This window comes from Streptosporangium jomthongense, from assembly GCF_042650425.1.
Lineage (GTDB): Bacteria > Actinomycetota > Actinomycetes > Streptosporangiales > Streptosporangiaceae > Streptosporangium.
The window spans coordinates 1-26,484 of record NZ_JBHSBC010000038.1; the positions used below are offsets into that span (position 1 = coordinate 1).

The following is a 26,484-nucleotide window of genomic DNA, read 5'->3' on the forward strand; positions in this document are numbered from 1 at the left end:
CACCGACCAGTTACAACAGGCTGACCTAACAAAGTACTACTAGGACCTGTTTTGTGGATCTTTCCGCCTACTGCGGTCGTCCAGGCGGCCCCCCGCCGCATTGTCGCCCCACCCCACGAAAACGCTCCGCAGGCTCCGCGTTTGCCGTGGGGGCCCGGGGAGAATCTGTCGCCCATAACTCCGTTATGAGCTCCTCCTCCGCCTTGCGGGGCATCCACCTGGACGATCCTCGCCACGGCGAAGATCCACAAAACAGGTCCTAGCAGAAGAGCCCATCATGCGACGTAGCGCCCACCTGATCGCCGCCCTCGGCGCGGCGCCGACCCCGCCTCCCGCCACCACCGCCTTCGGCGGAGGCCAGGTGGTCGAGAATCCCTCCGGCTGCGCTGACGCATACCCGAGGCCGCTGGTCCCGCGCGACGAGACCAACGAGTACGCGCTCGTCCACGGCGGTCCCCACCGCACGGGCCAGGCCGTCGCCGTCGTCCAACCTGGCGGACGCGCCGCCCGGGAGTTCGGCACCGGCGTCCACGTCTCCTGACAGGCGGCAGGACAGGGCGCAAGCCCCATGTCCGCCGGGGAAGGTCTCGACGCCCCGCATCCGGTCCACCGTGATGGAGACGTACCGGCCCGTCGCGGCACCTCGGCCAGTGCTCCCAGGCCCGCGACGACGGCTCGGTACGGCACCCGCGAGAGGCCTTCACCGGTGGCCCGCGACCTTGTCGATCACGTAACGAAGGACATCTCATGACCGCGATCACGTTCGACCACACGAACACCTCCTACAACCTCGCGCACGCGCGATGTCTCGCACACGCCGCCGCCCTGGCCTACAAGGACGAGGCCGACGTCACGGCCACGGTGAACGGCCGGGTGGCCTGACCGACCGGCTCAGGGGGGCGCACCGCCGACCTGCTCGCCCCCGCCGGCGACGGAATCCGTGACCGCTACATGACCGCCTACCTGGCTCTCTTCGACGCCGGCCGCCACTGAGCAGGGGCGCTCCCGTTCCATCGATCACCGTGTCCGTGAGTGTTCCGCCGAAGTCTCCGGCGGCACCGGCTGGATCGGCCGGACCCCGGAACGCCATGAGCGCACCGGGCCGCACGGTTCTCCCGGCGGCCCGGTCGTGGTGCCGTCGCACACCGAGGACCTGTCCCATGCCACCTGGGCCCGGCTCGCCGGTCACCTCGTTCCGCCACCCGCGGCGACACGACCACACGGATGGTGGTCGTACGATTACGCGAAGTGCATGATCGGAATGTCCTACGGCGGAAACACCGCCTCGGCCCGAACAGGGGAGCCCCATCATGCGACGTAGCGTCCACCTTCTCGCCGCCCTCGGTGCGGCGGCACTGACCCTGCTGCCCACCACCGCCATGGCCGCGCACGGGCGGCTCGTGTTCGGCGGAGGCCAGGTGGTCGAGAACCCGTCCGGCTGCGTCGACGCGCGCCTGAGGCCGCTGATCCTGCGCAACGAGACCAACGAGTACGCGCTCGTCTACAGCGGTCCCAACTGCACGGGCCAGATCGTCGCCGTCGTCCAGCCCGGCGGACGCACCACCCAGGAGTTCGGCAGCAGCGTCTTCGTCGCCTGACAACCGACCGGGCAGGGGCGCGGCCGAACAAGGCTTGGCCCCTGCCTCAACCACCCTCCGGCGGCGACGTCGCCTTCCCCGGGCACGGAGAGAACCCGGCGTAGCACCGTCCACGGCCGCCGCCAGAACCGTGATCCACGGCTCGCCCGCCCGCGGCGTGACGACACCCCGGCCTCAGGGGCGAGAGCCGCGCGAGGTCCGCCTGGAAGGGCTCGGCCCCACCTCACCCGGCGCCGTAGAGCCTCGGCCGGCATCGGCAGGCCCGCGCCGCACCCACAGGACGACCGCCCGGACCGTCCGTACAGCGGACCGGCGCCGGGATCCACACCTCCGGACGGCGTCGCGGCGGCCCTTGGCTCCCCGCCTACAGGAATCAGGCCAACTTGGCCGATAACGCAGTGTGACATGCGGAACCGGTGACGCTCAGCTGGTGGCCGCGTGATGCGAAGCTCTCCGCCCCAGGTAGTAACAGATAGTCATCAGGAACTTACTTTTAGCTGTAATGGCGTCATCGACTGCTCAGGAAAGGAGGTGAATCAGATGAAGCAGGACATGCCGGAGCCGGTGAAGGTGTACGAGCCGCCACTGGTGGCGGAGGTCGGCGCGTTCGCCGCCACGACTCTCGGCAACCTCGACCCCAACCGCCCGGAAGGCACCTTCTTCTTCCGCGAGGGCGACGACTGAGACTGACCGACTGTTCGTAACAGGAAGGGGGCGGCCGGATGCGCGGGTGCGGCCGATCGTGGCTGGTGGCGCTGCCGGACTGCGCGGCGGCGGGTGACGCCGTCGGGCGGGTTCGGGGACGTGGGTGTCATGTGGTGCCGCACGCGTCCGGCCGTCCCTGGCTGGTGGGGTGCTGGGACGGCGACGAACTGGTCCTGGCGGGTTCGGGCCGGGTACGGCTGGCGGTCCTCGGCCTGTGTTCCCTCGGCGGGGACGAACTGGCACGGCGATCGGTCGCTGTGAGCCGCCCACAGGAGGTGGAGGCGGTGCTGGACGGAGCCGCCGGTTCGTTCGCGGTGCTGGCCTCCGTCGACGGAGAGACCTACGCGCGGGGAAGCGCGTTCGGGGCACGACGGCTCTACCACGCCCGGATGGGCGGGGTCACCGTGGTGGCCGACCGGGCGCGGACGCTCGCTCATCTGACGGGGGCGACGGCGGACCCGGCCGTTCTGGCCGCCTTACTGGCCGGGCCTGGCGTGCCGTACCCGCTGGGTGAGGCGGTGGCCTGGCAGGGGGTGGAGTCGATCGGGCCGGGACGGGCGCTGCTGGTGGACGCGGACGGCGTCGACCGGTCCCGCGTCTGGTGGCGTGCGCCCGAGCCGGTGCTACCGCTGAAGCAGGGCGCGACCGCCCTGCGGCACGCCCTGTGCGAGGCCGTGGCGGTGCGGGTGCGGACCGGGCAGGTGTGGGGAGCGGACGTGTCGGGCGGGACGGACTCCACCTCGGTGGCGTTCCTCGCCGCCGAGGCCGGAGCGCGGCTGGTGGCCGCCACCCTGCACTGGGCCAACCCGAACAACCAGGACCATCGCTACGCACGCCAGGCGGTCGACGCGCTCGGCGTGCCACACCTGACGTTCCCCTCCGATCGGGTGCCGGGGCACTTCGACGGCCTGCACCTCCGCCTGGAGCCCGGAGACGGACCCTCACTCGGGATCCGCGACCGGCTCCAGCAGGAGCACATGACCGAACTGCTGCGCGAGCACGGCGCCGTCGCCCGGTTCTCCGGGCACGGCGGCGACCACGCGGTGATCCCGCCGCCCGGATACGTGCACGGCCTGGCCCGCCGCCGCCCGCTGCTGGCGTTGCGTCACACCACCGGCTACCGGGCCCGCTCCCGCTGGCCGCTCGCGTCGGCCGCCCGCCTGCTCACCGACATGGGTTCCTACCCCTCCTGGCTGAACGCGCAGGCCCGGCTGCTCGGCTCCCCCAGGACGGCGCTCGGCAGGCCGCCGGTCGGCTGGGGGCCACCGGTCACCCTGCCGGTCTGGGCCGGTGACCACGCCCGTGACCTGGTCGCCGGTCTGTTGCGGGACGCGGCCGAGAACGGAGACGGCCCGCTGGCCGCCGGACGCGGTCACCACGCACGGGTCGAGCAGGCGATACAGGCCGGTCGGGGCGCCTGCGGCATCACCGCCGCCCACGGACCCGACCACGGCGGGCTGCCGATCCACATGCCGTTCTGTGACGACGCGGTGCTTGAGGCGTGCCTCGCGGTCCGGCCCGAGGACGCCGCCTCCCCCTGGGTCTACAAGCCGTTGCTGGCCGAGGCGATGCGCGGCCTGGTCCCTGACGCGATCCTGGAGCGCACCACCAAGGATCACTGCGGCGACGAATGGCACTCCGGCCTGGTCGCCAACCGCCACACCCTGGCCGCCTTCGCCACCGACTCTCACCTGGCCGCCATCGGCCTGGCCGACCCCGGCGCGCTGCGCCGCGCGCTGATCAGCCCCGCCCTGCTCACCGGCGGTGCCGCCGAGCTCGAACACACCCTGGCCGCCGAGGCCTGGCTGCGCGACATCGCCGCCCACCCCGAACCCGCCTACCTGAAGGTCCACCGTCATGAGCCTGGCCCTGTGCCCTGATGTCACCCTCTACGACACCGGGCAGGCGCTCATCCTGCTCGACACCCGCCGCGGCCGATACTGGCAGACCAACGCCACCGGGGCCGAGGTGCTGCGCGCCCTGCTCGGCGGCACCACCGCCGACCAGCTCGCCGACCAGCTCGTTCGCCGTCAACCGGTCACTCACCGGCAGGCCGCCGACGACATCGCCGCCCTGCTCGACGACCTGCGTCGTACCGGGCTGGTCCGGTCGTGAGCCAGACTCTCCGCTCCCCGAAGACCCGGCCCCCGCTGCGCACCCGCGTCGCCGCCCGCACCGCCGTCGCCGCCGCCCGTCTGCTGGCCCACCTGCCGCCACGGCGCATCGTCGCCGTCCTGACCCTGCTGCGCCACGGCACCCGTCCCGCCACACACGCCCAGGCGCTGGACGCCCGCACCGCCGTCACCGCCACCAGCACCATGTGCGCCGGACGCCACTGCCTGCAGCGCTCTCTCGCCGCGACCCTGCTGTGCCGCCTGCGCGGTCACTGGCCCACCTGGTGCACCGGCGTACGCACCCCGCCCTTCGCCGCCCACGCCTGGATCCAGGCCGACGGCAGGCCCGTCGGCGAGCCCTCCGACATCACCGGCTACGGCATCATCCTCAGCGTCCCGCCGTCTCCCGACCGGGGTCCCGGCGGCCTGACCGGCACTGTTCCTGACCACCCGGTGGACACCGGTCGATGAGACGGGCACCGGCCGACGATCCGGCCGGTGCCCGCCGTCGCACCGCTCACCACACCGGCGTCCGCGCCGGGCCGGTGTGGTCGCGGCCTAGCCCTTGGACCTCGGTCTCGGGGTCAGGCCCGCGCTGCGGAACGCCGCGTACATCTGGTTGGCCTGGTTCGCCGCGCCGCGGACGTTGGGGTGGATGAGGGTGCAGGCCTCACCCCTGGGGACGCCGGCCGGGAGCACGTCCAGGAGATCGCACCGGTATTCGGCCGGGTCGGCCGGCTTGGTCTCGCCTTCGGGGATCACCAGGTCGTCGAACACTCCGTACATCCACTGGTCGGCGCCCCTGGCGCACACGCCCTTGCCCTGGCTGGACTCGTAGGTGTCGACGTAGGTGGCCCACCCCTGGTTGTCCCGCGCCTGCTGCCTGATCGCCTCGTTGAGGCGCCGCTCCAGGGCGATGAGGAAGTCGCCGTCCACGCCGAGGCGGACGGTGCCCAGCCGCTTGAAGTTCCCCCAGTAGCAGGTGGTCTGGTTGAACGGCCTGGACACGACCGTGGGGTAGCCCAGCAGGAACACCTTCGCGTGCGGAGCGCGCTCGTGGATCCGCCGCATCATGAGGGTGTACTCACGGGTCAGGGTGGCGAACCTGTCCGCCAGCCACTGACGGCCCTCCCCGTTCTCGTAGTAGTCCCTGCACCCCGGGCCCAGGGTCGGCGGGTCGCCCTGCTTCACCCCCATCTCCAGGCACTTGGCCAGGATGCCGGCGAACCCGAGGGTGTTGCCGCCGATTCCGACGGTGACGACGTCCTCGTCGCCGTTGAGCGCGTCGATCTGCGCGGGCCTGGCCGGCCACGCGCAGGTGCCGTGGTTGAACGGCGGGCCAAGGAGCAGGTCGCAGGTCTGCGGGGACAGAACTCCCTTGTCGATCTCGGCGGCGCCGCAGGAGACGTCGGTGAGCCGGACCCAGCCGGGAGTCTCGGCGTTCAGCCGCTGGGCAAGCTGCTGTTCCCAGTTGTGACTGGACCGGGCGCAGCCGTCGCTGGGGTCCCAGCGGGGCACTAGGGCGTTTGCGCTGTAGGAGTCGCCGAGCGCGGTCCACTTCAGCGGCTGCTGAGCCGTCGTGTTCGGGGTCGTGATCGGGGCGGCGTGGGCGGCGGAGCCGCTCAGCAGGTTCGCGACGATGCCACCGGCGAGGGCGACGCTCAGGGCGATGGAAGGTGGGCGCATGCTTCTCCTACGTCGATCACTCTTGGTAGTCGTTTGACTACCTATAGCATGCGGGTTGTGGCGGTGCCAGATCCCTGGCCCGCGACGTCAGGGGCCGGACAGGGCCTCATCTGACCTGCGGCGGCGACCCGGCGCCCCGATCGTCCACGGGGCGCGCGAACGCCTCGACGGTGCCGTACGGGAAGTGGGTATAGGACTTAAGGGGCCAAAACACCCGCCCGGCTCGTGCGGCACCAGGTCCACGTCGGTGCCGCGTTCCCCCCTGCGCCGCCCGCCGGAATGACGTCGGCGGCGTATCCGGCGCGGGCGAAGGCGCGGATGGCCGCGCCCAGGTCCGTCCCCTCCGTGTGTCCACACCCGCGTCTGCCTTCTGGAGGAATCGTGACCACTCGTGTTCAGCTGCCGTTCGAGCGGCCCGGCCCGATGCTGCCCGCGCCGCTGCTGCGCGAACTGCAGGCCCGTGGCCCCATCCATGCCGTCCGCACCGCCCTCGGCACCCCCGGATGGCAGGTCACCGGATACGCGGAGGTGCGCCGGTTGCTGAACGACGACCGGCTCGGCCGGTCCCACCACGATCCCGAACACGCCTCCCGCACCGGGGAGTCGGTGATGTTCGGCGGGCCGATGGGCGACTTCGAGACCGAGCAGGCCGACCACCGGCGGATGCGCTCGCTGTTGCAGCCGCACTTCTCGCCCAAACGGATGCGCGTCCTGCGCGCCCGTGTCGAGACGCTCACCGCCACCCTGCTGGACGAGCTGGCCGCCGCCGGGCCGCCCGCCGACCTGCACTCCGCACTGGCGCTGCCGCTGCCCATCGCGGTCATCTGCGAACTGCTCGGCGTGCCCTACGAGGACCGCGCGCAGTTCGGCGCCTGGAGCCAGGCCGCGAGCGACGTCACCGACCGGGCCCGTTCCGAGCAGGGCCTTGAGGAACTGTTCGGTTACGGCCGGCGCCTGGTGGCCCGTAAACGGGCCGAGGGTGACACCGACGCCGATGTGATCTCCCGGCTGGCCGCCACCGACGGGGTCAGCGACGAGGAGGCCGCCACGATGAGCATGATCCTGCTGTTCGCCGGGCACGAGACCACGGTCACGGCGATCGACGCGGGGGTGCTGTGGCTGCTGGCCACGGCGGGCCAGTGGCAGGCGCTGGTGGCCGACCCGTCCCGGATCGGCACGGCGGTCGAGGAGATCCTGCGCGCGCTCAGCCTTGGCGGGGACGGCATCGCGCGCTACGCCCGCACCGACCTGGAGATCGCCGGCGTGCGGATACGCGCCGGTGACCTGGTGCTGCTGGACACCGGCGCGGCCAACTACGACGCCGCCGTGTTCGACGACCCCGACCGCTTCGACATCGGTCGCGCGGCCGTACCGCACCTGACCTTCGGCCACGGCGCCCGCTACTGCATCGGCGCGCCGCTGGCCCGCATCGAACTCCAGGCGGTCTTCTCCCGGTTGACCGGTCGCTTTCCCGCCATGAGGCTCGGCTGCGCGCCGGAGGAGCTGACCTTCGACGCGAACGTGGTGACCGGCAGCCTGACCGCCCTGCCCGTCAGCTGGTGACAGGGCTTCGATCTATCGAAAACTTGCCCACATACATCACTTTGTGTATGTGAAAAGCCACTCTCCACTCTGGAGCCGTTCGGTGGCGCGGAGGCGGTCGCGCCCGGGTCCGCGCCCTGTGCGGACCGGCGGGCCGTACGGCACCGCGTCGCCGGTGGAGTCGCCGGGCGAACCTGAGCCGGCCCGCCGCCTGACGTTGGGTCACCGGACGGGGCCGACCTCCAGGGCGGGGCACCACGACGCCTGTTTCAGGCCGCCGACCCGGCCGCAGAACCCCACCTGCGCCGGTCGGCCGAAGCCGTCGACGCGCTGAACGGAGATGAGCTTGTCCAGCGGGACCTGACGGTCGACGTCACCGCCGAAGTCGATCATGCCGCTTTCCCCGTCGAGCGCCTTGTCTCCGTAGACGCCGCTGATGGCGTGCCAGATCGTCGCCGACGTCAGCGGCATGTCCAGGAACTCCTCCTTCAGCTGCCTGACGGCGTTGACGTAGAGCCTGACGGCGTCGAAAGCGATCGCGGCGTGCCCGTCCAGCGAGGAGCTCTCCAGCTGACTGCACTCGTCGGGGAACAGCTCCGCCAGCTCGGCGTAGAGCTCGCTGGTGCTGTCGCAGCGTGCGGCGTCGAGCGCGAAGTCGAGAAAGTCGTAGGAGACTCCGGGAAAGTTCTTCCGGCGTTCGGCGTCGGCGGCCAGGCGAGCCACGTCGTCGCCACCGAGAATGGTGGGCGGTTCTGAGTTGCAGGCCTCGTTGACGCCGCCCAGCATCGACTCGAAGTCCTCCGCGCGTCCGGCGAAGAAGATCAGCCCTGAGTAGTGACACGCCTGTCTTCCCAGGTCGATCAGCCCGGCGGAGATCCTGCTGGAGTCCACGCTCGGAGTGGAGTACGGAATGACCTCGGTGGCGAAACCGATCTCCTTGAAGCTCTTCTCGACGTCGTCCTTCAGGTTGTCGCTGTAGATGTCCATCGGATCGTCGGAATAAAGTATGCGAACCTTGCGGTCTATTTTCTCCCCTGTTCTGTAGCGAAGGCGGCCCGCGTACGCCGCGGCGACCTCGGCCTCACGCCTGTTCTGCGGCGAGATCTGGAAGTACATGGGCGACTGGCGGATGAGGGTGTCCGCGGAGAGGATCGTGCCCACCGCGGGGAGCCCGACCTTGGTCAGGGCGCGGATCGTCCGGCTGGTGGCGTCCCTGCTCTGGTCGAGGCCGGTCACGCCGAGAATCGTGGGGTCCTTCTCCTTGAGGCGCGCCAGGATCTCGGCGACCTGGGGGCCGTACCTCATCCCCGACCCCGCGTTCGCCGGATAGATGCGGACTATGGGCTCTACGGGACCGGACCTGCGGAGTTGACGTGACTGCGCGCTGGCCGCCCCCTGCAGGGCCTCGCGCACGTAGGCCCGTGCCCGTGGGGATCTGTCGGTGGTGCTGAACAACGCCGACAGGTGAACGAGCGTGACCAGGGGGCGTTTCGGGTCCTGCTTGTGCAGCTCGTCGGCCTTGCGGTTCAGCTCGTTGACGGTCTGGAGGGTCGCCTTCAGCTTTCCGTCCGAGGTCTGGAAGGAGAATCCGTACCGCGAGACGCCGACGCACTCACCTGTGGGCATGGTCTGGACCGTGCCGGAATCGGCGGCGAACACGTCCAGCCCGCAGTGGGCGCTCTGGTAGTCCTGGATGGCGTACCACTGCCTGACACCGGCACCGGCCAGCACCAGGGCCACGGCGGCGGCGAGCATCCTGCCGGTCGAACGGCGCGCCCACAGAGGCGGCGCCGGAACACGTAGCCGCGCGTCCTGGGCGACCTCTTTCTGGCGGATGAAGTCGTATCCCGCTTCGGTCGGCGACATCGGGTCGGGAACGAGCAGCGGGAGGTACCAGGAATCGTGTGTCCTGGCGCGGGCGTGGCGCAGGAAGCCGTCACGCCAGCCGTCATAACGCCGGTCGTCGAGGGTCCAGAGCCGGTTGTCGCCCCAGTGGCCGTAAAGGCGCGACCCCGGTTCCGGCACCGCCGTGTTGCACGCTATGACGAGGAGGGGGTCGAAGGCCCCTGTGTCGATGCGGACGTCGATGACGGTCTCCAGGAGCGTGTCGCCCCCGTTCTCGGAAGTCGTCCCGTCGAATATCGCCACGCAGTACGCCATGCGCCGCGCGGCTCTGGGACGCCAGAACCGACGGCGGTAGGCGACCCGCAGGTCCTCCATGAACGCGTTCGCCATGAGTTTGCGGAGCTGCTCGATGTTCTCGACGTCCTTGTTCGGGCCCGTCAGCTTCTCCGCGAAACCGATGAACGTGCCCGGATCGGCCGGTGAGAGGTACGGCTGGCGAAGCAGCCATCGATACTCTCCGCCGAGCCCGAGACGTATCCTGAACCAGGCGAGGGGGAAGACGTACAGGCAGAGCAGCCGTAACCACCAGGGCACCTCGCCCACGGCGAATTCCGCCTGGGGTGAGCGCAGGAACCCGAACACCCCCCTGCGGCGGATCTCACGTTCCCGAAGCCTGCGCAGGAGCGTCGGTGTGTGGCCGTCCACGGCGTCCGCGTCGCTCTGTTGCAGGAGCCAGTTGACCAGGCCGAACCTGCGGAACCGCACCTTGCCGTCACGGCCGTTGACATCGCGGCCGAACGCCTGCGCCAGTTCCGCCAACGCGGCGCGTGTGACCTCGACGGACTCACGTTCCGAGCCCAACGCCCGGTCGGAGAAGACGCACAGGCCGTACGGCACCCGGCGTGGATCGGCCTCACGCAGGAAGTGGGCGAGACCGTGGGAGAGTTTCGTGTGCTTCTCGGCACCGACGACGTAGACGATCGGAAGCCCTTCTCTGCCCTGCCTCACCCCTCTGTGACTGTCGGGCACCGGACATTCACCACGTCTCGGCCGACGAGCGAGCCTGGCGATCAACCGCAGGAGATACCCGGCGCCAGGGAAAACCGGAATATCGGATGGATCGTGAGGAACGTTCATGGCGCATCCCGAAATATCAGGGGAAAGGCGTGACGGCTCCGGCGTTCGGTGTCCGCCTGCCAATGGCGCCCGCCTGCCCCGACAGGGCGCCGCCCCGTACAGCCGGATCCGCATCGATCCCGGAAGTTCGCCTGTCCGCTCCCGTAACACCGCCTGAGAACCGGTGCCGTTCTGGCCGACGACCGCGATCACGGCACCTCAGATGTATTGCGCCTGATCAGAGCCGCTCCGGAGACACACCGCGGCAGCGCGCCCCCCCGCCCCGCCGTGACGCCGAAGCCCTTCTCTTCACTCCCGATCGCCGTCGGAACCTGTCTCGAAAAATCAGCCGAATTCTCACTCATGATCGTTTCAGCCCTTCAGGCGTAACGAAATCACTGAGAGCGAGTCACCACCTCGCCATGGCTGGATTTAACACCAAACCACCATGGATCACATGCAAAGCGTTAATTTCGCTATACCCTGCGTTATTTGACGGTAAGTCCGATAGGATAGGAATGTTCATCTGCTTTTTCACGCCAACGGGAAGCGATTCCGCCGCACGGGTGTGCCCTCGTCAGCTCCGGGCCCCCAGGATGGCCCTGCCGATCCGCACCAGGGTGGCACCCTCCTCGACGGCGATCTCGAAGTCGTTGGACATGCCCATCGACAGCTCACGCCAGTCGCGGTCCGGCACGTGTTCGCGCAGCGCGTCCCTGATGCGGGCGAGAGCCCGGAAGCAGGGACGGACCTGTTCCGGGTCGTCCACCAGGGGGGCGACCGTCATGAGGCCGCACGGCACCAGGTTGGGCAGCGCCGCGATCTCACGGACGACGCCGAGGAACCGTTCCCATCTCTCCCCGTCACCGGGGCCGCGGAGGTCGAAACCGGACTTGCTCGCCTCGTCGGCGACGTTGACCTGGAGCAGGATCCGCATCGGGCCCCGCTCGGGATCGTCGGCGAGGACCCGGTCGAGACGCCGGGCGAGCTTCAGGGTGTCGACGGAGTGGACGACGTCGAACATCCGCACCGCCTGGGCCGCCTTGTTGGACTGCAGGGACCCGATGAGGTGCCAGCGCCAGGGGTCGTGGCCCAGTTCGTCGATCTTGGTGGAGGCCTCCTGGATCCGGTTCTCCCCGAGATCGGTCACGCCGGTGCCGTACAGGTGGGCGACGGTCGTGGCCGGATGGGTCTTGGTGACCGCGATGACGGTCACCTCCTCGCCGTTCCGGCCGGACTTCTCGGCCGCGACGGTCACCCTGTCCCGGATCGCGGTCAGCCTGACGAGCAGTTCTTCGGAGTTCATCGGTCCTTCCCATCGTTGAGGTGGCCGACGGGCTCGCGGACGGCCTGACGCATCGACCGCCGGATGCCGATCAGGACACCGATGATGACGACGGCGATGCCCACGATCTCGACGGGCGGCGGCAGACGGCGTTCGGCGAGGAAGACGTAGGCGAGCCCGGAGATCGTCTCGAAGACGATGAGCTGTCCGGAGACCGAGACCGGGAGCTGGTGGGAGGCCCTGTTCCACAGCAGGGTGCCGACCCAGGAGACCATGACGCCCAGGATGAGGCTGCCCGCTATCAGCCAGGCCACCGAGTCCCTCGCCCCACCGGTGCCGGGGGCGGGGGAGGCGGAGGCGCCGAGCAGCAGCAGTGGGCTGGCCAGCAGCGCCATGACGAGGGTCACCACGCCGATGAGGGTCGACCACCGCCCCGAGGACATCTCCGGGTGGGTCTTGAGGAAGGCCGCGTTGGCGACGCCGTACCAGGTCCACATCAGCAGGGCGAGGAGGGCGCAGCCCGCGCCGGCGAGCTGGGCGGCGAGCGGCCGGTCTCCGGTGCCCGACCAACCGGCCTCGGTGAGGTTGACGAGGACGAGCCCGGCGGCGATGAGGGCGATGGGCAGGGCGAGGCGGCCGAAGGGGAACTCCTTGTGCCGCCAGTTGCCGTAGAGGGCGACGGTGACCGGGAGGGTACCGATGATCACGGTGACGACGGGGGCTCCGACCAGGGCGACGCCCTGGACGACGAAGAAGTAGTAGCCGACGTTGCCGGTGAAGGCGAACAGGACGGCCATGAGCCAGACGTCTCTTCCGAGGCCACGGAGCCGGGTCCTGGTGACCGCGAGGATCAGCAGCGACAGGATGCCGTAGCTGACGTATCTGCCGAGCGTGATGACCACCGGGTCGAAGGCGCTGAGCAGGACGGGGACCAGGAACGCGAGGCCCCAGATGAGGTTGGCGGTGATCCCCGTCGCGACAGCGGCCGTGGTGCCGGCGAGCGAGGACCTACCGGGAACTGCCATCGGGTCTCATCTCTCCATCGCGTCGTCTGTGCGGAAAGCCGGAAGTGATCACGAAACTACATTGATCGGCTTCCGGTCCGTGGCCACTGTGCCGGAGTCGGCCAGCGCCTCGCGCAGCCGCCGCTCCAGCGCGAACATGTGGCGGTGGGTGACGGCGTCGTAGACGGTGGACGCCTTCGGGTCCACCTTCGCCATGGCCGCCGCCACCCGCTCCTCCGTCACACCCGCGGGATCGACGGTGTCCCCGGCGACGACGAACCCCCACGGCACTCCGTAGGAGGGCACCGAGATGGCGTACGGCGTCGCGTACCGGAAGACCGATCCCAGGGTCCGCAGGGTGCCGGCGAAGAAGTCCGCGGCGAGGAAGTGCGCGGGTCCCGCCTGCGTCGCGAAGAGCCCTCCGGACCGCAGGACACCTCTGACCTCGGCGTAGAACTCCGCCGTGAAGAGCCGTTCGGTCGCCGACCCCTCCGTGGCGTCGGGAAGGTCGGCGACCACCAGGTCGAAGTCGTCACCTGCCTCACGAACCTCGCGGACGAGAGCCCGGGGGTCCCCGAACACGACGCGGCACCGGGGGTCGCGGTCGGCCCCCCGGTGCATGTGGGGAAGCATCGACCTGGTGATCTCGTACAGCTCGCCGTCGACATCGAGCTGGACCACCCGCCGGAGGTCGGGCAGGGCGCACAGCCGGTGCAGGACACCGCCGTTCGCGCCGCCGAGGACCAGCACGCGCTCGACCCGGTCACTCATCGCGTAGGCGGGGTACAGCAGCGCCTCGTGGTAGTGGGCCTCGTCCCCCGCGGTCGACTGGACCCGCCCGTCGAGCAGGAGGGCGGGGCCGTACGTGCCGAGCTCGACGATCGCGAACTCCTGGACCGGGGTACGGCCGGCGCGGTGCACGGTCACGACGTCGTGGACGTGCCGCTCGTAGGCGGTGATGGGTTCGACAACCTGTCCGGCCGGCATGGGATTCCCCTGTTGTGTTCGCGAAGGTGTGGACGGTCAGCGGGCGGTGGCGACGACGAGGGCGTAGCCGAGCTTTCCCGCCTTGGTGACGGCGTTCTCGTAGTCGGCCAGCCGGGTGCTCGTCTCGAAGTACTCCTGCGAGGTCAGGGCGACGATCCGGTCGCGGAGGCGGTGCCGTACGGTGACCGACCTGTCCTGCCAGTCGCGGAAGGTCTCGGTCAGGTCGAGGCACTCCGTCACCGCGAAGCCCGCGCCGGTGAGGAGGTCGGCGTACTCGCCGGTCGAGTAGACACTCGGGCAGGCCCACTCCGTGGTCAGCGAGTGCCACTCCCGCTCGTCCAGCTCCCCCGTGCGGACCCGTTCGAGGAAGGCGAGCGAGCCGCCGGGCCGCAGGAGCTCACGGCAGCGGGCGAAGAGCCTGGCGGCGTCGAAGTGGCAGAACGCGCCGGTTCCGTAGGCTCCGTCGAAGGGTCCGTCGAACTCCTGCTCGTAGACGTTTCCGTGCACGAGCCGGATCTCCTCCCGCTGCCCCGTCGCGGTGATCCGGTCTCTCGCCTTCTCCAGCGGGCTTCCCGCCACGTCGATGCCGGTGATCCTCCAGCGGAACTCTCCTGCGAGGAAGCTCGCGACGGCGGCGGTGCCGCAGCCGATGTCGAGCACCGCCGCGTCCGGCGGGAGCTTCATGGCCGAGCCCATCAGCCGGAGTTCGGAGGCGCTGTTGTCGCTGAACTGGCCGATGTACTCGCCCTGTCCGTAGACCTCGGGGTAGATGAGGTCGTGGACGAGGTTGTTGCCCGGCATCTCCTCGTCGTAGAGCTGGGCGACAGCGGTGAAGTTCTCGTTCTCGGTCTTCATGTCCGGGCACTCCCGTCGACGAGAAGCTGGATCGGCTGTTCGAGGTCGACGCCGGCCACGGCCTCGCGCACGTCCTTCGGCACGTGGAACATGTGGTGGTGGGTGATCCCGTCGTAGAGGCGGAGGGTGCCGGTCATCCGCTCCGCGAGGTGGCGGTCGATCTCGGCGGCTCCGGTGCCCAGCGGGTCGAGCGGCAGGTTGGAGCCGATGACCGTCATCCAGACCGTTCCGTACGACTGCGGGTGCGTGACGTAGCGATAGGCGTGCGGGAAGACCCGCTCGACCACGGCGCCGATCCGTGCGGCCATCTCCGACGAGCGGGGGCCGACCGAGCCGCACCACGAGACGTAGAGGCCGCGTTCGCTGAGTCTGGACCGCATCAGGCCGACGCTCCGCGCCGAGAACACCTCGGAGGCGGGGCTGCCGGGCAGCGGTTCGCTCAGGTCGTTGACGATGAGGTCGAACCGGCCGGGCTCGTCGTCGAGGTACTCCAGCACGTCCGCGATCCGGAGCCGGACCCGGGGGTCGGACCAGTGCTCGGTGCCGACGTGGGGCAGGTGGTCGCGGGCCACGTCGATGACCGAGGTGTCGATCTCCACCTGGACCACCTCGCCGACCCCGGGGTATCTCAACAGCTCGCGCACGACACCGCCGGGCCCCGCCCCGATGCACAGTGCCCGCTCGCAGGAACCCCCCAGCAGGAACATGGCCGGGTGGACCATGCTCTCGCTGTAGATGTACTCGTCCGCGGCGACGTGCTGGATCCGTCCGTCGAGGAAGAGGCCCCGGCCGTAGCTCTCGGTCTCAAGCACCTGGATGTGCTGGAAGGCGCTCCTGGTGGAGTGGACCTCCGCGACGATCCGGTGGCGGTGAGCCTCGCCCGGGGCGATCTCCTCGAACGACCAGCGTCCGTCGGTCAACGGTCGCTCCCGATCAGTTGCTCACGGGACCGGATGAGCGTGGGCTCGCCGCTCCTGTCGAGCAGCACCTCACACGGCTCGGTCTGGCCGAGGAACTGCGTGATCATCGAGTAGCAGTAGCTTCCCGCCTGGTCGAAGACCAGGACGTCCCCGGGCTCCAGCGCGGGCAGGTGGATGCCCTTGGCCAGGAAGTCGCGGGAGTACGTCGTCGATCCCACGACGTCGACCGGCTTCTCAAGCACGGCTCCGCTCTTGCCCAGGACGTCCACGTTGTGGAACTCGTTGTAGAACATCGACCGCGGAAGCAGGGTCGCGCTGGCGTCGCAGCAGACCAGGAAGCGGTCCGGCCTTTCCTTCACGTCGAGCACGGAGGTGCAGAAAACAGCGGTGTCCCCGAAGAGGGAGCGTCCGGGCTCAAGAATGAGCTTTATCGGACGGCCGCGCTCCTTCGAGTAGGCGTTGAAAACCTCGCTGATGCTCTTGTCGTACTCGGCGTAGTCGAAATCGATGGCGTCGTCGCCCCTGACCGGGAAGCCGCCGCCCAGGTCCACGTATTCGAGGTCGGCGAAGTGGTTCGAGAGTTCGAGGGTGCGTTTGACCCCCTGCATCATGGTCGCCAGGGAGATAATGTTCGTACCAAGGTAGACGTGCGTTCCGACAATGGTGATGTCGTACTCCTTGGCCGTGGCCATGACCTTCTCGAATTCACTTTCGAGGACGCCGATACGGCTCTCGGCGCCGATAAAGACGTTGTCGAGGGAGTTCTCGTCGATGTTCAGCCGGATACCGCAGCGTCCGCCCGGGTTCACCTCGCCGAAAAGCCGCAGCTGGCCGATCGAGTCCAGGTTGACGGCCACCCCGTGCTCGACGATGAACGCCAGGTCCTCGCGCCGCACCCCCGTCGAGGTGTAGATGATCTCGCTGGGGCTGAAACCGCAGTTCAGAGCCAGCTTCATGTGCTTCAGGGAGTTGACGAAGATGCCCAGGCCCCGCTGCCTGACCAGTTCGAGGAGCCGGGGGTTGTTGTTGGCCATGGAGGCGAAGTGAACCGCCTTCTCCGGGTATGCCAGGCCGGTGAATCGGCTGACGTTCCTGTCGATCAGGTTCTCGTCGTACACATAGCACGGTGTGCCGAATTCGGAGACGACGGAGGTCAGGCGGTCACGCATGAGAATTCTCCCTCTTAGGACACGGGTACCGGGATGACGAAGGGGAGTGCCGTTGCTTTCCGCCCACAGCGGGGGCGGCGCGACCCGGCCGTGACTATTTGGCGGCTCGCGTAACTTGACCGTAACTATTACTAATCGAGCAAGAAGAGGGAGTCAAGGCCCCTCTTTCAGGTTCCGCATAACTCCGCATCGGCGCAGGTCACGCACCACCGGGTGGGGTTCCCCGGCACGACCAGGCATTCGGCGAAGTTCCCCTATCTCGCTCGTGAAGTTTTCACACCCAATGAGTGAAGTTCACACATTCCATATGGGACCGCGCCCGCGAACGCCCTCCCCGATCAACGGCCGGATAAATCCCTACTTGGAAACAAGAAAATGTTCGCCGCGTCCCGTCGCCGGAATTCAAAAAGGACAGGGGAGTTTATTCGTTTTCGGACACGTCACCCGTCGAGGCCGGTGACGCGCATGGTGATGTTGATCCTGCCCCTGTCCAGCCCGCATCCGTCCGGCGCCGTGCCCGGGTGAACACGGGTGACGCCGTGGTAGGCCAGCCGGGAGGCGCCCCCGAAGACGAACAGGTCACCGGAGCCGAGCAGCAGATCGGTGTACGGCCTGCCCCGGTTCTCCGTGTTGCCGAACCGGAACGTGCACGCGTCGCCGACGGAGAGCGAGACGACGGGAGCGAGGGACCGCTCGTCTTTGTCCTGGTGCATTCCCATACGGGCGTTGTCGTCGTAATGATTGACGAGGGCCGTGTCGGGCGCGTAACCCGCGGCCTCCTCTTCCGGGTACCCGGCTTCGCGGAGCGCGCGCCTGCCGAGCCTCCCCATCCAGTCGGGGAAGGGCAGCACGCGGGCGCCGTTGACGTCCGTCGCCTCTCGCGTGTACCGGTAGGGCTGCCAGTGCCAGCCGAGACAGACCGTGCGTACCGACATCTTGTGGCCACGGACCTTCGCGGCGCGGATCGGAACCGGCCCCCGCGCCCACGACCGGAACCGCCGGACGATCCACGCCTGCTGGTCGAGTGTCAGCCAGCCGGGCACCAACCTCGCGCCCGGCCCCAGTTCAGGAACAGAAGGGGCGAACGGGATCACCGTATGATTTTTCCTGCTTCGACGAACCATGATGCCCCTAGGGCGTCCACACCGGCGAGACCGTCCAGATCGTCCGCACCGGCGAGTTCCACGACCGCGCGATCGCCGATGTCCGAGGTGACGAGAGTGCGTTCCGGCCGCCACCGGGTTGAGCGCAACAACCTCCGGACCATCCGCGCCCACCCGGCCGGGGGGCCCGTCATGATCCAGAGGTCCACGTCCGTTTCCGCGAAGCGCCTCGCGTGGCGCAGCCACGACGCGGCCGTCTCCGGCCACGCGACCGTCTCGACGACCTCTCCGCCGGTTTCCTCCCAGAGGGACGCGAACGCGTCGGCGAACGCGACCGCCTCCGGCGTCCTGCCGCCGCCGATCGCCACCCACCTCCCTCTCCGGGCGTGGGCGAGATCACGCAGGGCGACGAGCTCCTGCCGCGCCACGGCGCTCACGCGGCGTCGTGGAAGACGAGGGCCAGGGTGTGGCGCAGGCCGGAGCGGATGGCGGACACACCGTGACGGACCGGCGCCGCCGACCATCCCCGGCTCGACCGGACGGGACGGTCCCGGGTGGTGAAGAGGTAGCCGTGTCCGTGCGGCAGGAGGGTGGCCGTCCCCCGTGACTGCGCGCGGGGACGCTGTTCCATCAGCAGGAACTCGCCTCCCGTGTGGTCCACACCGGGCCGGTTGAGGTTGATCACGACCTGGAGGGGGAAGACGAGGTCGCCGTAGAGGTCGCGGTGCAGGGCGTTCCAGTCCTTCTCCTGGTATCGCAGCAGGATCGCCGTCGACTTGGTCTGCCCGGCCTCGTGACACATCGCGAGCCATTCGTCGAGCGTGTCGGGCCACGGCGCGGGGCGGCCGAGTTTGGCCCACCAGTCACGCGCGATGGGCAGCAGCCGCGGGTAGAGCGCCTGCTTCAGCCGCTCGATCGGTTCCGGGTACGGCGCCGCGAAGTACCGGTACCGCCCCTCGCCGAAGCGGTACCGGCCCATGTCGATCGTGCTGCGGAACAGTTCGTCCCGGTCGAACATCGCACAGAACCCGGCGGTCTCCTCCGGGGTGAGGAGTCGTGGCAGCAGGGCTCCGCCGTACTCGTCGATCTCGGCCGTGACGGCGGCCCAGTCGGCGGCGTCGACGCGCTCGCGCCACGGATCGACCCTCGTCGTCATGCCGAGGCCTCCAGGTTCAGCAGGGTGGTCTTGGCGTCGAGACCGCCGATGTAGCCGCCGAGGGAGCCGTCGGCGCGGAGCACCCGGTGGCAGGGAACGACGACGGGGAGGGGGTTGGTCGCGCAGGCGGTGCCGACGGCGCGGACGGCCTTGGGACTGCCGACGAGTTCGGCGACCTGCCGGTAGCTGAGGGTCCGCCCGTAGCCGATCTCCGGCAGGTGTTCCTGCACGAGCTGCCGGAACCCCCGCGACAACGACAGGTCCAGGGGCAGGTCGAACGTCCTCCTGCGGCGGCCGAAGTACTCCTCGATCTCCCGCGCGGCGGCCTCAAGCCGCCGGGGGGCGTGCAGGACGCGGGGGCTGAGCCTGCTCGCCAGCGTCTCCAGCACCCGGTCGTGGTCCTCGTTCTGGTAGGCCACCCGGACGAGACCCTTCGGGGTCGCCGCGAGCAGCAGCCTCCCGACCGGGGAGTCGACGACGGTGTAGGCGACGTCCACGAGTCCTTCGGCCTCCGCCTCACGCGCGAGCCGGGCGTGCAGCCGTGCCATCGTCTCGGGGTCGACGGGCGCCGACAGCACGCCAAGGATGTCGTTCATGAGGATGCTCCTTTCGCGTGAGCGCCCGGGTAGCTCTTCCTGAGGGTGTTCAGCCCGTCGGCCGCGGCTCTGCGCGTCGCCTCGGCGGTGCCGCCGAGAATCGCCGCGATCTCCGCGTGCGACATCCCGGCGAGGTACCGGTAGGTGATGGCCTGACGCTGCTTGTCCGGCAGCTTCACCACCGCGTCCCACAGGTCCATGTCGTCACCGCCGGGGACACCGAGACCGCTCGGCGTCTCGGGAAGGTCTTCGACGGCGACCGCGTTCCGCCTCGTGGCCCGGTGGACGTCGATCGCCTTGCGGCGCGCGATGGTGACGAGCCAGGCCTCCACGTTCGCCGTCTCCGGCAGGTCGGGATAGGCGCGCAGGGCCGACAGGAACGTCTCCGACCACGCGTCGTCGGCGTCGTGCACGCCCAGGAGGGCGCGGCAGACGCGCAGCACGGTCGCCCCGTGCCGCGCGACCACCTTCTCGAACGGCTGCTTCATCTCGATCCCATCAGAACAGGCGTCCCGCTGTGACCTGGGCGGGCTCCTCCAGTTCCAGCAGGGCCCGCTTGCGTCCCAGTCCCCCGGCGTACCCGGTGAGGTTCCCGTTCGCGCCGAGCACGCGGTGGCAGGGCACGAGAACGCACAGCGGGTTCGCGCCGACCGCCTGGCCGACGCGGTACGCCAGGCCACGGTCGCCGAGTCGCTCCGCGACACGGCCGTAGGTCGTCGTCTCGCCGTACGGGATCTCGTTCAGGATGCTCCACACCGCCTGTTGGAAGGCGTCCCCGGCCGCCCGCAGCGGCAGGGCGAACGCCTGCCTGCGGCCGGCGAGGTAGTCCCTCACCTGCGTGGCGGCCTCGGTGAGCAGGGCGTCGCCGACGGCCACGGCGCCGAACGTCTCCTGCGCCGGACGGCGGGTGTGGTGCTGGAAGTACAGGCCGGTGACCGCGTCACCCTCGGCGACGATCGTGACCGGTCCCAGGGTGGTGTCCACCACGGTGTGTCGCGTGTTCATACCGGCTCCTTTCGCTCTCACCCTGCAGACGTACGGGACGCCCCGAACGTGAGACGGCGGTTTTACGACCAGGTGACCGGGAGGCTCTTCACCCCGTAGACGTCCGCGATCTCCGGGCGCAGGGCGACCTCCTCCGCCGGTACGGCCAGGCGCAGTGTGGGGAAGCGGTTGAGCAGGGCGGGGAAGGCGACACGCATCTCGACGCGGGCGAGCTGCTGTCCCAGGCACTGGTGGATGCCGTGGCTGAAGGCCAGGTGCCCGCCGTCCTGTCGCCGGAGGTCCAGCCTGTGGGGGTCGGGGAAACGCTCGGGGTCGCGGTTGGCGGTGTTGAGGCCCAGGATGACCATGGTGCCCGCCGTGATGATGTGGCCGCCCACCTCGACGTCCTCAAGGGCGACCCGGTAGAAATGCTTGACGACGCTGAGGTAGCGCAGCAGCTCCTCGACGGCCTGGTCGACGAGCGTGGGGTCGGCACGCAGCGCGGCCAGCTGCTCCGGATTCTGCAACAGCGCGAAGGTGCCGAGCGCCAGCATGTTCGCGGTGGTGTCGAAGCCGGCCGACAGCAGGATCAGGGCCATCCCCTTCAGCTCCTCGTCGGTCAGGTCGCTGTCGAGGAGGTCGCTGAGCACGTCGTCGGTGGGGTTGGCGCGCTTGGCGGCCACCAGCTCCGCGAGGTACCGCTGGACCGCGAGGTAGGAGGCGATCAGTACCTCGTCACTGACCTCTCCGCCGAGGAAGTTGTCGATGTGCTCCTGGAAGAAGTCCCGGTCCTCGTACGGCACGCCGAGGAGTTCGCAGATCACCATGGCGGGGACGGGCTTGGCGAACGCGGTCACCAGGTCGGCCGTCGTCCCGGCCCGTTCCATGGCGTCCAGGTGGTCGGCGGTGATCTGCTCGACGCGCTCGGTGAGCTGGCGCATCCGCCGTACGGTGAACTTGCCCACCAGCGGCTTGCGGTAGCGGCCGTGCCGCGGTTCGTCCATGAGGAGGAACTCGCCGGGAGGCGCCGGGGGAACCTCGACGTCGCCATAGTCGATCATCGGATGGTGGACCATGAGCTCCTTGCGGGAGCTGAAGCGCGGGTCGGCCAGGATGGAACGGGTCAGGTCGTAGCCGGTGACCAGCCAGCCCTGGTGCCCGTCGGCGAAGGTCAGACGGCTGATGGGGCTCTGCTCGCGGGCCTCGATCAGCTCCTTGGGCGGGTCGAAGGGACAGCCGGACTGACGCGCGGTCGGCATCGTCATGGCGGTGTGGGGGGACTCGGACATGGTCTTTCCTTCCAGGGTGCGGTGCTGCTCAGGGGTGGCGTGCGGTTCCAGGGGCGCGGTGCGGTGCGGTGCGGTTCCAGGGGCGCGGTGCGGGAAAGGGCGTGCTCTGCCCGGCCGGTGGCGGCCTGGTGCGCGAACGACATCGAGGGAGACATCGGCATCCGGCGGAGTCATCGACGCCTTCTGCGGGGAGGCCGTTCGTCACTCACACGGGCAGGGATCCTGCTCCGGGGGACCTGTTCACAGCCTGGTGTTCGTCTCGCGTGAATCTTCTGAAGTTCTCCGGCCGGCGACGCGAGACGCGCCGGGGAAGTGCTGTTTCCCGCTCAGGGGAACCGCGTCGCGGCCCTCCTTCCTGTCGTTGACACGGTCTAGGCGATCTTGCGGCGGTAGGTGTTCATCGCGAAGACGTAGGCCACGACGAGGATGCCGACACACCAGGCCAGGGCGATCCAGATGTCCGTGCCGACCGGCTGCTCGGTGAACAGGGCGCGGATGGCGTTGACGATGGAGGTCACCGGCTGGTGCTCGGCGAAGGCGCGCACGGGGCCGGGCATGGTTGCGGTGGGGACGAAGGCCGAGCTGAGGAAGGGCAGGAAGATCAGCGGGTAGGAGAAGGCGCTGGCGCCCTCGACGGTCTTGGCCGACAGGCCGGGGATGACGGCGATCCAGGTCAGGGCCAGGGTGAACAGGACCAGGATGCCGGCGACGGCGAGCCAGGCCGTCACGGGGGCGCTGGAGCGGAACCCCATGGCCAGTGCGACGAGCATGACGACGGCCAGGGAGATGAGGTTGGCGACCAGGGAGGTCAGCACGTGCGCCCACAGGACGGCCGAGCGGGCGGTGGGCATGGACTGGAAGCGTTCGAAGATGCCGCTCTTGAGGTCCGTGAAGAGCCGGAACGCGGTGTAGGCGATGCCCGAGGCGATGGTGATGAGCAGGATGCCGGGCAGCAGGTAGTTGACGTAGGAGTCGGTGCCGGTGTTGATCGCGCCGCCGAACACGTAGACGAACATGAGCATCATGGCGACCGGCATGATCGCGGTGGTGATGACGGTGTCCACGCTTCGGGTGACGTGGCGCAGGGATCGTCCCAGCAGAACGGCGGTGTCGCCGAGGAAGTGCCTGGTCATGGGGGGGTTCCTAGGTGTTCGTGCCAACGAGGGTGAGGAAGATCTCCTCCAGGGACGGCTGCTTCTCCACGTATTCGACCTTGGCGGGCGGCAGCAGCCGCTTGAGGTCGGCGAGGGTGCCGTCGACGATGATGCGGCCCTGGTGGAGGATCGCGATCCGGTCGGCGAGGTGTTCGGCCTCGTCGAGGTACTGGGTGGTGAGCAGGACCGTGGTGCCCTGGGCGGTGAGGTCCCTGACGGTCTGCCAGACCTCCAGGCGGGCCTGGGGGTCCAGGCCGGTGGTGGGTTCGTCGAGGAAGATGATCGGCGGGTCGCCGATGAGGCTCATCGCGATGTCGAGGCGACGGCGCATGCCGCCGGAGTAGGTGGCCGCCCTGCGTCCCCCGGCGTCGGTCAGGGAGAAGCGGCGCAGCAGGTCGTCGGCGACCTGGGCGGGGTTGGCGAGGTGGCGCAGGCGGGCGACCAGCATGAGGTTCTCCCGGCCGGTGAGGATCTCGTCGACCGCGGCGAACTGCCCAGTCAGGCTGATCGACTCACGGACGTTCGCCGCCTGGGTGGTGACGTCGAAGCCGTTGACGCGGACGACTCCGGCGTCGGGCTTGAGCAGGGTGGACATGATCCTCACGGCGGTGGTCTTGCCCGCGCCGTTGGAGCCGAGCAGCGCGAAGACGCTGCCCCGCGCCACCTCGAAGTCCACGCCGCGCAGGACGTGCAGGTCCTTGTAGGACTTCCGCAGGTCCCGCACCTGGATGGCGGGGGTTTGTTGTGTCGTCATCAGACGGTCCTGTCCTTCTCCCCCGCGGCGCGGGCGACGGCGTCGGTGAAGCGGTTGCGCTCGCGGGCCCGGTACTGCCCGGCCGGGTAGTTCTGGATGAAGGCCTCGACGAACTCCACGGGGTCGTCGCCGAAGACGTCGCGGATCGGGGTTCCGTCCGACACGCTCTGTTCGAACAGGTCGGCCAGGTCCTCGTACATCTCCATCGCGCCCGCGCCGTCGACCGGGCCGAAGTGCATCAGGTAGCGCTCCAGCGCCTCGACCGCGATGCGGTAGTTCTCGGGAAGCTGCTTGATCCGTGCCTTGTACTGCCGGTAGCGCTTCTTCTCCTCCAGCGACCCGGTGACGACCTCCAGGTACTTCAGGTAGCGGCTCTTCGACTCGTCCGGTTCTCTGGTCATGTCTAGTTGCTCCCTTCGCGGAGTTGTTCAAGCCTTTCGGCGAGGAATGCCCAGGTTCTCCAGAACTCGTCGAGGTACTTCCGCCCCTGGGCGTTCAGGGAGTACACCTTGCGTGGCGGCCCCTTCTCCGAGGGGACCTTCGCCACATCGACCAGGCCGCGCTGTTCGATCCTGACCAGCAGTGCGTAGATGGTGCCCTCGGCGATGTCGGAGAAGCCCTGTTCACGCAGCCATGCTGTGATCTCGTAGCCGTAGGCGGCCCGGGTGGAGAGGATCGCCAGGACGATGCCCTCCAGTGTTCCCTTGAGCATCTCCGTGGCCTGTTTGCCCATGGAGTGCCCCCTTTCAGCTACTCGATACTGCTAAGTACCAGTAGAAAGTAACACTGACTACCGGTACTTAGCAACACCAAATACCTGCGACCTTGATCCGTGAGCCTCCGAGCGCTCCACGAGGGAGCGGGGGCGCCAGGGGGACGCGAAGACCAGGGCCCAGGCCGTACGGCTCCGCAACGACCGTCGCCTCAGACGGTGAGGCGCCCGGCAGCGGGCGGAGGTCAGGAGTTCGGCCTCGTGACCGTGGCCGGCGCGGTCGGCCTTCCCCCGGCCTCGGTGACGGCGGATGCGCGGCTCTTCCCGAGCGTGTCCGATGAGCTTTTCCAGTGCGGCCCAATGCCCACGGCTGGAATGTTCACAGCGTTTCTCTGACTGGACCCGGACCATTGTCAAATCCTGCGACGAGAAGCCGAACGTCCTGACCGTTTCGCTGTGGCCGCGAATCACCGCAGTCGTGCAAGAAGGTCGTGAAACCGCATCCATCCACGTCAGGAACGCCACAGGCTGCCGGTGACCTGCGACACCATTTCATTCGCACACGCCATCGGCAAAGGATCTCCACAGGATCAGGCCGGGACATGGAAAGGTTTCACGAAGCGTTTTCGCGTGGCATGACGAGGGTCATAAATCACTCCACGGCCCGCATACCGAAAGAGCTCTGACATGCCATCTGGCCTGAATACCGGGGACTCCGCGTGGGCGCTCGTGAGCTTCACGATGGTGCTGCTCATGACACCGGGTCTCGCGCTCTTCTACGGCGGCATGGTCCGTGCGAAGAACCTGATCAGCGTCCTGTACATGAGCTTCGTCGCCATCGCCGTGGTGACGGTGATCTGGTTCCTGTACGGCTACGGGCTGGCCTTCGGCAGAGACGTGGGCGGGGCCGGGCTGCTCGGCTGGAGCGACTGGTCGTTCGGCACCACCCCGTCCACGCTGTACGGCAAGGTGCCGTTGTACGTCTTCTCACTCTTCCAGCTCAGTTTCGCCATCATCACCCTCGCGCTGATCAGCGGTTCGGTCGCCAACCGGGTCCGGCTCGGACCCTGGATGATCCTCGGGGTTGTCTGGGTCACGCTGGTCTACCTGCCGATCGCACACTGGGTGTTCTCCGAAGGCGGATGGCTCCACCGCTGGGGAGTGCTCGACTTCGCCGGGGGCCTGGTCGTCGAGCTCAACTCCGGGATCTCCGGCCTGGCCCTGGCGCTGGTGCTCGGCCCGTCCGTACGGTTCCGCCGGGAGGGGCCGCCGCAGCCGAGGAACGTCCCGATGGTGATGACCGGCATGGGGCTGCTGTGGTTCGGCTGGTTCGGCTTCAACGGCGGGTCGGCCATGACCGACGGCGCGCTGGCGGTCAACGCGGTGACCAACACGATGATGTGCGGTTGCGTCGCGATGATCACCTGGATGATGCTCGAACGCCACCGGTTCGGCCGCTTCTCCCGGCTCGGCGGCACGACCGGCGCGCTCGCCGGGCTGGTGGCCATCACCCCGGCGTGCGGATACGTCAACCTTCTCGGCGCGACGATCATCGGCATCGTGGCCGCCGTGGTCTGCGCCTACGCCGTGGAGATCAAGACCACCGTCGGCTACGACGACACGCTGGACGTCGTGGGCATCCACGGAGCGGGCGGCATCGTCGGCGTCGTGCTGCTGGGCCTCTTCGCCACCGGCAGGTACGGCAGCACGACCGCCGGGGTGTTCTACGGCGGGTCGATCTCACTGCTCGGCAAGCAGCTCGTCGCGATTCTCGCCGTCGGCGCCTACAGCTTCGTGCTCATGTATCTCATCGGCAAGGCCGTGGACCGCCTGTTCGGACTCCGCGCGACCGAGAACGAGCAGACCGAGGGACTGGACAGCGAGCTCCGTATCGACTGACCCGTCCGCCG

The 26,484-nt window shown here is 68.9% G+C and carries 28 protein-coding genes; 9 read left to right on the top strand and 19 right to left on the bottom strand.

Annotated elements, in window-relative coordinates:
• Window positions 1-277 precede the first annotated feature (277 nt).
• From ACFOYY_RS32005 to ACFOYY_RS32035, 7 genes are all read left to right on the top strand, one after another.
• The gene (locus ACFOYY_RS32005) at window positions 278-541 is read left to right on the top strand and encodes a hypothetical protein (RefSeq protein ID WP_352014957.1); all 264 of its coding nucleotides are present in this window, start codon (window positions 278-280) and stop codon (window positions 539-541) included.
• Between the two features lie 206 nt (window positions 542-747).
• Window positions 748-882, top strand: a complete 135-nt coding sequence (locus ACFOYY_RS32010) for a hypothetical protein (RefSeq protein ID WP_352014958.1) — start codon at window positions 748-750, stop codon at window positions 880-882.
• Window positions 883-1,310: 428 nt separating this feature from the next.
• Entirely contained in the window at window positions 1,311-1,598 is a 288-nt protein-coding gene (locus ACFOYY_RS32015; protein WP_352014959.1) for a hypothetical protein, read from the top strand.
• Window positions 1,599-2,138: 540 nt separating this feature from the next.
• On the top strand, window positions 2,139-2,282 hold the full coding sequence (locus ACFOYY_RS32020) for a lasso RiPP family leader peptide-containing protein (protein ID WP_386194772.1): 144 nt from the start codon (window positions 2,139-2,141) through the stop codon (window positions 2,280-2,282).
• A gap of 134 nt (window positions 2,283-2,416) precedes the next feature.
• Entirely contained in the window at window positions 2,417-4,183 is a 1,767-nt protein-coding gene (locus tag ACFOYY_RS32025) for an asparagine synthase-related protein (RefSeq protein ID WP_386194774.1), read from the top strand.
• On the top strand, window positions 4,161-4,418 hold the full coding sequence (locus ACFOYY_RS32030; protein WP_386194776.1) for a lasso peptide biosynthesis PqqD family chaperone: 258 nt from the start codon (window positions 4,161-4,163) through the stop codon (window positions 4,416-4,418). Before ACFOYY_RS32025 ends, ACFOYY_RS32030 begins: the two co-directional genes overlap by 23 nt.
• On the top strand, window positions 4,415-4,888 hold the full coding sequence (locus ACFOYY_RS32035; protein ID WP_386194778.1) for a lasso peptide biosynthesis B2 protein: 474 nt from the start codon (window positions 4,415-4,417) through the stop codon (window positions 4,886-4,888). The genes ACFOYY_RS32030 and ACFOYY_RS32035 overlap by 4 nt, the downstream gene beginning before the upstream one ends.
• Before the next feature lie 87 nt (window positions 4,889-4,975).
• Here ACFOYY_RS32035 and ACFOYY_RS32040 read toward each other — a convergent pair whose 3' ends face one another.
• Window positions 4,976-6,103 carry an SGNH/GDSL hydrolase family protein gene (locus ACFOYY_RS32040; protein WP_386194780.1) on the bottom strand — a complete coding sequence of 376 codons (1,128 nt, stop codon included), beginning with the start codon at window positions 6,101-6,103 and terminating at the stop codon, window positions 4,976-4,978.
• Window positions 6,104-6,484: 381 nt separating this feature from the next.
• Here ACFOYY_RS32040 and ACFOYY_RS32045 point away from each other — a divergent pair, with 381 nt between their 5' ends.
• Window positions 6,485-7,666: a cytochrome P450 gene (locus ACFOYY_RS32045; protein ID WP_386194782.1), complete on the top strand. Its 1,182-nt coding sequence runs from the start codon at window positions 6,485-6,487 to the stop codon at window positions 7,664-7,666.
• 201 nt (window positions 7,667-7,867) lie between these two features.
• Here the strand turns inward: ACFOYY_RS32045 and ACFOYY_RS32050 are convergent, their stop codons facing one another.
• The 18 genes from ACFOYY_RS32050 to ACFOYY_RS32135 form a co-directional block, all read right to left on the bottom strand.
• On the bottom strand, window positions 7,868-10,519 hold the full coding sequence (locus ACFOYY_RS32050; RefSeq protein ID WP_386194784.1) for a hypothetical protein: 2,652 nt from the start codon (window positions 10,517-10,519) through the stop codon (window positions 7,868-7,870).
• Window positions 10,520-11,183: 664 nt separating this feature from the next.
• The gene (locus ACFOYY_RS32055) at window positions 11,184-11,912 is read right to left on the bottom strand and encodes a YggS family pyridoxal phosphate-dependent enzyme (protein WP_352014966.1); all 729 of its coding nucleotides are present in this window, start codon (window positions 11,910-11,912) and stop codon (window positions 11,184-11,186) included.
• A complete protein-coding gene (locus ACFOYY_RS32060; RefSeq protein ID WP_352014967.1) occupies window positions 11,909-12,916 on the bottom strand; it encodes a DMT family transporter in 1,008 nt (335 codons plus the stop codon). Before ACFOYY_RS32060 ends, ACFOYY_RS32055 begins: the two co-directional genes overlap by 4 nt.
• Window positions 12,917-12,964: 48 nt before the next feature.
• A complete protein-coding gene (locus ACFOYY_RS32065; RefSeq protein WP_386194786.1) occupies window positions 12,965-13,882 on the bottom strand; it encodes a spermine/spermidine synthase domain-containing protein in 918 nt (305 codons plus the stop codon).
• Between the two features lie 36 nt (window positions 13,883-13,918).
• Window positions 13,919-14,737 (bottom strand): SAM-dependent methyltransferase, encoded by an 819-nt coding sequence (locus ACFOYY_RS32070; RefSeq protein WP_386194788.1) that lies wholly within the window; start codon window positions 14,735-14,737, stop codon window positions 13,919-13,921.
• A complete protein-coding gene (locus tag ACFOYY_RS32075) occupies window positions 14,734-15,657 on the bottom strand; it encodes a spermine/spermidine synthase domain-containing protein (RefSeq protein WP_386194790.1) in 924 nt (307 codons plus the stop codon). Before ACFOYY_RS32075 ends, ACFOYY_RS32070 begins: the two co-directional genes overlap by 4 nt.
• On the bottom strand, window positions 15,654-16,826 hold the full coding sequence (locus tag ACFOYY_RS32080) for a diaminopimelate decarboxylase family protein (protein ID WP_386194792.1): 1,173 nt from the start codon (window positions 16,824-16,826) through the stop codon (window positions 15,654-15,656). The genes ACFOYY_RS32075 and ACFOYY_RS32080 overlap by 4 nt, the downstream gene beginning before the upstream one ends.
• 440 nt (window positions 16,827-17,266) lie before the next feature.
• A complete protein-coding gene (locus ACFOYY_RS32085) occupies window positions 17,267-17,920 on the bottom strand; it encodes an alpha-ketoglutarate-dependent dioxygenase AlkB family protein (RefSeq protein ID WP_386194794.1) in 654 nt (217 codons plus the stop codon).
• Window positions 17,917-18,366 (bottom strand): hypothetical protein, encoded by a 450-nt coding sequence (locus ACFOYY_RS32090; protein WP_386194796.1) that lies wholly within the window; start codon window positions 18,364-18,366, stop codon window positions 17,917-17,919. The genes ACFOYY_RS32085 and ACFOYY_RS32090 overlap by 4 nt, the downstream gene beginning before the upstream one ends.
• Window positions 18,363-19,085: a 2OG-Fe(II) oxygenase gene (locus tag ACFOYY_RS32095; protein WP_352014973.1), complete on the bottom strand. Its 723-nt coding sequence runs from the start codon at window positions 19,083-19,085 to the stop codon at window positions 18,363-18,365. The genes ACFOYY_RS32090 and ACFOYY_RS32095 overlap by 4 nt, the downstream gene beginning before the upstream one ends.
• Window positions 19,082-19,681 (bottom strand): methylated-DNA--[protein]-cysteine S-methyltransferase, encoded by a 600-nt coding sequence (locus ACFOYY_RS32100; RefSeq protein ID WP_386194798.1) that lies wholly within the window; start codon window positions 19,679-19,681, stop codon window positions 19,082-19,084. Before ACFOYY_RS32100 ends, ACFOYY_RS32095 begins: the two co-directional genes overlap by 4 nt.
• The gene (locus ACFOYY_RS32105) at window positions 19,678-20,169 is read right to left on the bottom strand and encodes an RNA polymerase sigma factor (RefSeq protein ID WP_386194800.1); all 492 of its coding nucleotides are present in this window, start codon (window positions 20,167-20,169) and stop codon (window positions 19,678-19,680) included. Before ACFOYY_RS32105 ends, ACFOYY_RS32100 begins: the two co-directional genes overlap by 4 nt.
• 10 nt (window positions 20,170-20,179) lie before the next feature.
• Complete coding sequence (locus ACFOYY_RS32110; protein ID WP_352014976.1) at window positions 20,180-20,686, bottom strand: methylated-DNA--[protein]-cysteine S-methyltransferase; 507 nt, start codon at window positions 20,684-20,686, stop codon at window positions 20,180-20,182.
• A gap of 62 nt (window positions 20,687-20,748) precedes the next feature.
• Window positions 20,749-21,954 carry a cytochrome P450 gene (locus ACFOYY_RS32115; protein WP_386194803.1) on the bottom strand — a complete coding sequence of 402 codons (1,206 nt, stop codon included), beginning with the start codon at window positions 21,952-21,954 and terminating at the stop codon, window positions 20,749-20,751.
• Between the two features lie 371 nt (window positions 21,955-22,325).
• A complete protein-coding gene (locus ACFOYY_RS32120; protein ID WP_386194805.1) occupies window positions 22,326-23,087 on the bottom strand; it encodes an ABC transporter permease in 762 nt (253 codons plus the stop codon).
• 10 nt (window positions 23,088-23,097) lie between these two features.
• Entirely contained in the window at window positions 23,098-23,862 is a 765-nt protein-coding gene (locus ACFOYY_RS32125) for an ABC transporter ATP-binding protein (RefSeq protein WP_352014979.1), read from the bottom strand.
• Window positions 23,862-24,263 carry a DUF1048 domain-containing protein gene (locus ACFOYY_RS32130; protein ID WP_352014980.1) on the bottom strand — a complete coding sequence of 134 codons (402 nt, stop codon included), beginning with the start codon at window positions 24,261-24,263 and terminating at the stop codon, window positions 23,862-23,864. Before ACFOYY_RS32130 ends, ACFOYY_RS32125 begins: the two co-directional genes overlap by 1 nt.
• 2 nt (window positions 24,264-24,265) lie before the next feature.
• Entirely contained in the window at window positions 24,266-24,595 is a 330-nt protein-coding gene (locus ACFOYY_RS32135) for a PadR family transcriptional regulator (RefSeq protein WP_386194808.1), read from the bottom strand.
• Window positions 24,596-25,261: 666 nt separating this feature from the next.
• On the opposite strand from ACFOYY_RS32135, the gene ACFOYY_RS32140 reads away from it, so the two are divergent.
• Window positions 25,262-26,473 (top strand): ammonium transporter, encoded by a 1,212-nt coding sequence (locus ACFOYY_RS32140; protein WP_362779692.1) that lies wholly within the window; start codon window positions 25,262-25,264, stop codon window positions 26,471-26,473.
• The last annotated feature ends 11 nt before the right edge of the window (window positions 26,474-26,484 follow it).

Bases quoted from the DNA above. Each gene is read 5' to 3' on its own strand.
- ACFOYY_RS32005 (WP_352014957.1), top strand. From the start codon at position 278: ATGCGACGTAGCGCCCACCTGATCGCCGCCCTCGGCGCGGCGCCGACC.
- ACFOYY_RS32010 (WP_352014958.1), top strand. From the start codon at position 748: ATGACCGCGATCACGTTCGACCACACGAACACCTCCTACAACCTCGCG.
- ACFOYY_RS32015 (WP_352014959.1), top strand. From the start codon at position 1,311: ATGCGACGTAGCGTCCACCTTCTCGCCGCCCTCGGTGCGGCGGCACTG.
- ACFOYY_RS32020 (WP_386194772.1), top strand. From the start codon at position 2,139: ATGAAGCAGGACATGCCGGAGCCGGTGAAGGTGTACGAGCCGCCACTG.
- ACFOYY_RS32030 (WP_386194776.1), top strand. From the start codon at position 4,161: ATGAGCCTGGCCCTGTGCCCTGATGTCACCCTCTACGACACCGGGCAG.
- ACFOYY_RS32040 (WP_386194780.1), bottom strand. From the start codon at position 6,103: ATGCGCCCACCTTCCATCGCCCTGAGCGTCGCCCTCGCCGGTGGCATC.
- ACFOYY_RS32055 (WP_352014966.1), bottom strand. From the start codon at position 11,912: ATGAACTCCGAAGAACTGCTCGTCAGGCTGACCGCGATCCGGGACAGG.
- ACFOYY_RS32060 (WP_352014967.1), bottom strand. From the start codon at position 12,916: ATGGCAGTTCCCGGTAGGTCCTCGCTCGCCGGCACCACGGCCGCTGTC.
- ACFOYY_RS32065 (WP_386194786.1), bottom strand. From the start codon at position 13,882: ATGCCGGCCGGACAGGTTGTCGAACCCATCACCGCCTACGAGCGGCAC.
- ACFOYY_RS32070 (WP_386194788.1), bottom strand. From the start codon at position 14,737: ATGAAGACCGAGAACGAGAACTTCACCGCTGTCGCCCAGCTCTACGAC.
- ACFOYY_RS32080 (WP_386194792.1), bottom strand. From the start codon at position 16,826: ATGCGTGACCGCCTGACCTCCGTCGTCTCCGAATTCGGCACACCGTGC.
- ACFOYY_RS32095 (WP_352014973.1), bottom strand. From the start codon at position 19,085: ATGACGACGAGGGTCGATCCGTGGCGCGAGCGCGTCGACGCCGCCGAC.
- ACFOYY_RS32100 (WP_386194798.1), bottom strand. From the start codon at position 19,681: ATGAACGACATCCTTGGCGTGCTGTCGGCGCCCGTCGACCCCGAGACG.
- ACFOYY_RS32105 (WP_386194800.1), bottom strand. From the start codon at position 20,169: ATGAAGCAGCCGTTCGAGAAGGTGGTCGCGCGGCACGGGGCGACCGTG.
- ACFOYY_RS32110 (WP_352014976.1), bottom strand. From the start codon at position 20,686: ATGAACACGCGACACACCGTGGTGGACACCACCCTGGGACCGGTCACG.
- ACFOYY_RS32115 (WP_386194803.1), bottom strand. From the start codon at position 21,954: ATGTCCGAGTCCCCCCACACCGCCATGACGATGCCGACCGCGCGTCAG.
- ACFOYY_RS32120 (WP_386194805.1), bottom strand. From the start codon at position 23,087: ATGACCAGGCACTTCCTCGGCGACACCGCCGTTCTGCTGGGACGATCC.
- ACFOYY_RS32125 (WP_352014979.1), bottom strand. From the start codon at position 23,862: ATGACGACACAACAAACCCCCGCCATCCAGGTGCGGGACCTGCGGAAG.
- ACFOYY_RS32130 (WP_352014980.1), bottom strand. From the start codon at position 24,263: ATGACCAGAGAACCGGACGAGTCGAAGAGCCGCTACCTGAAGTACCTG.
- ACFOYY_RS32135 (WP_386194808.1), bottom strand. From the start codon at position 24,595: ATGGGCAAACAGGCCACGGAGATGCTCAAGGGAACACTGGAGGGCATC.
- ACFOYY_RS32140 (WP_362779692.1), top strand. From the start codon at position 25,262: ATGCCATCTGGCCTGAATACCGGGGACTCCGCGTGGGCGCTCGTGAGC.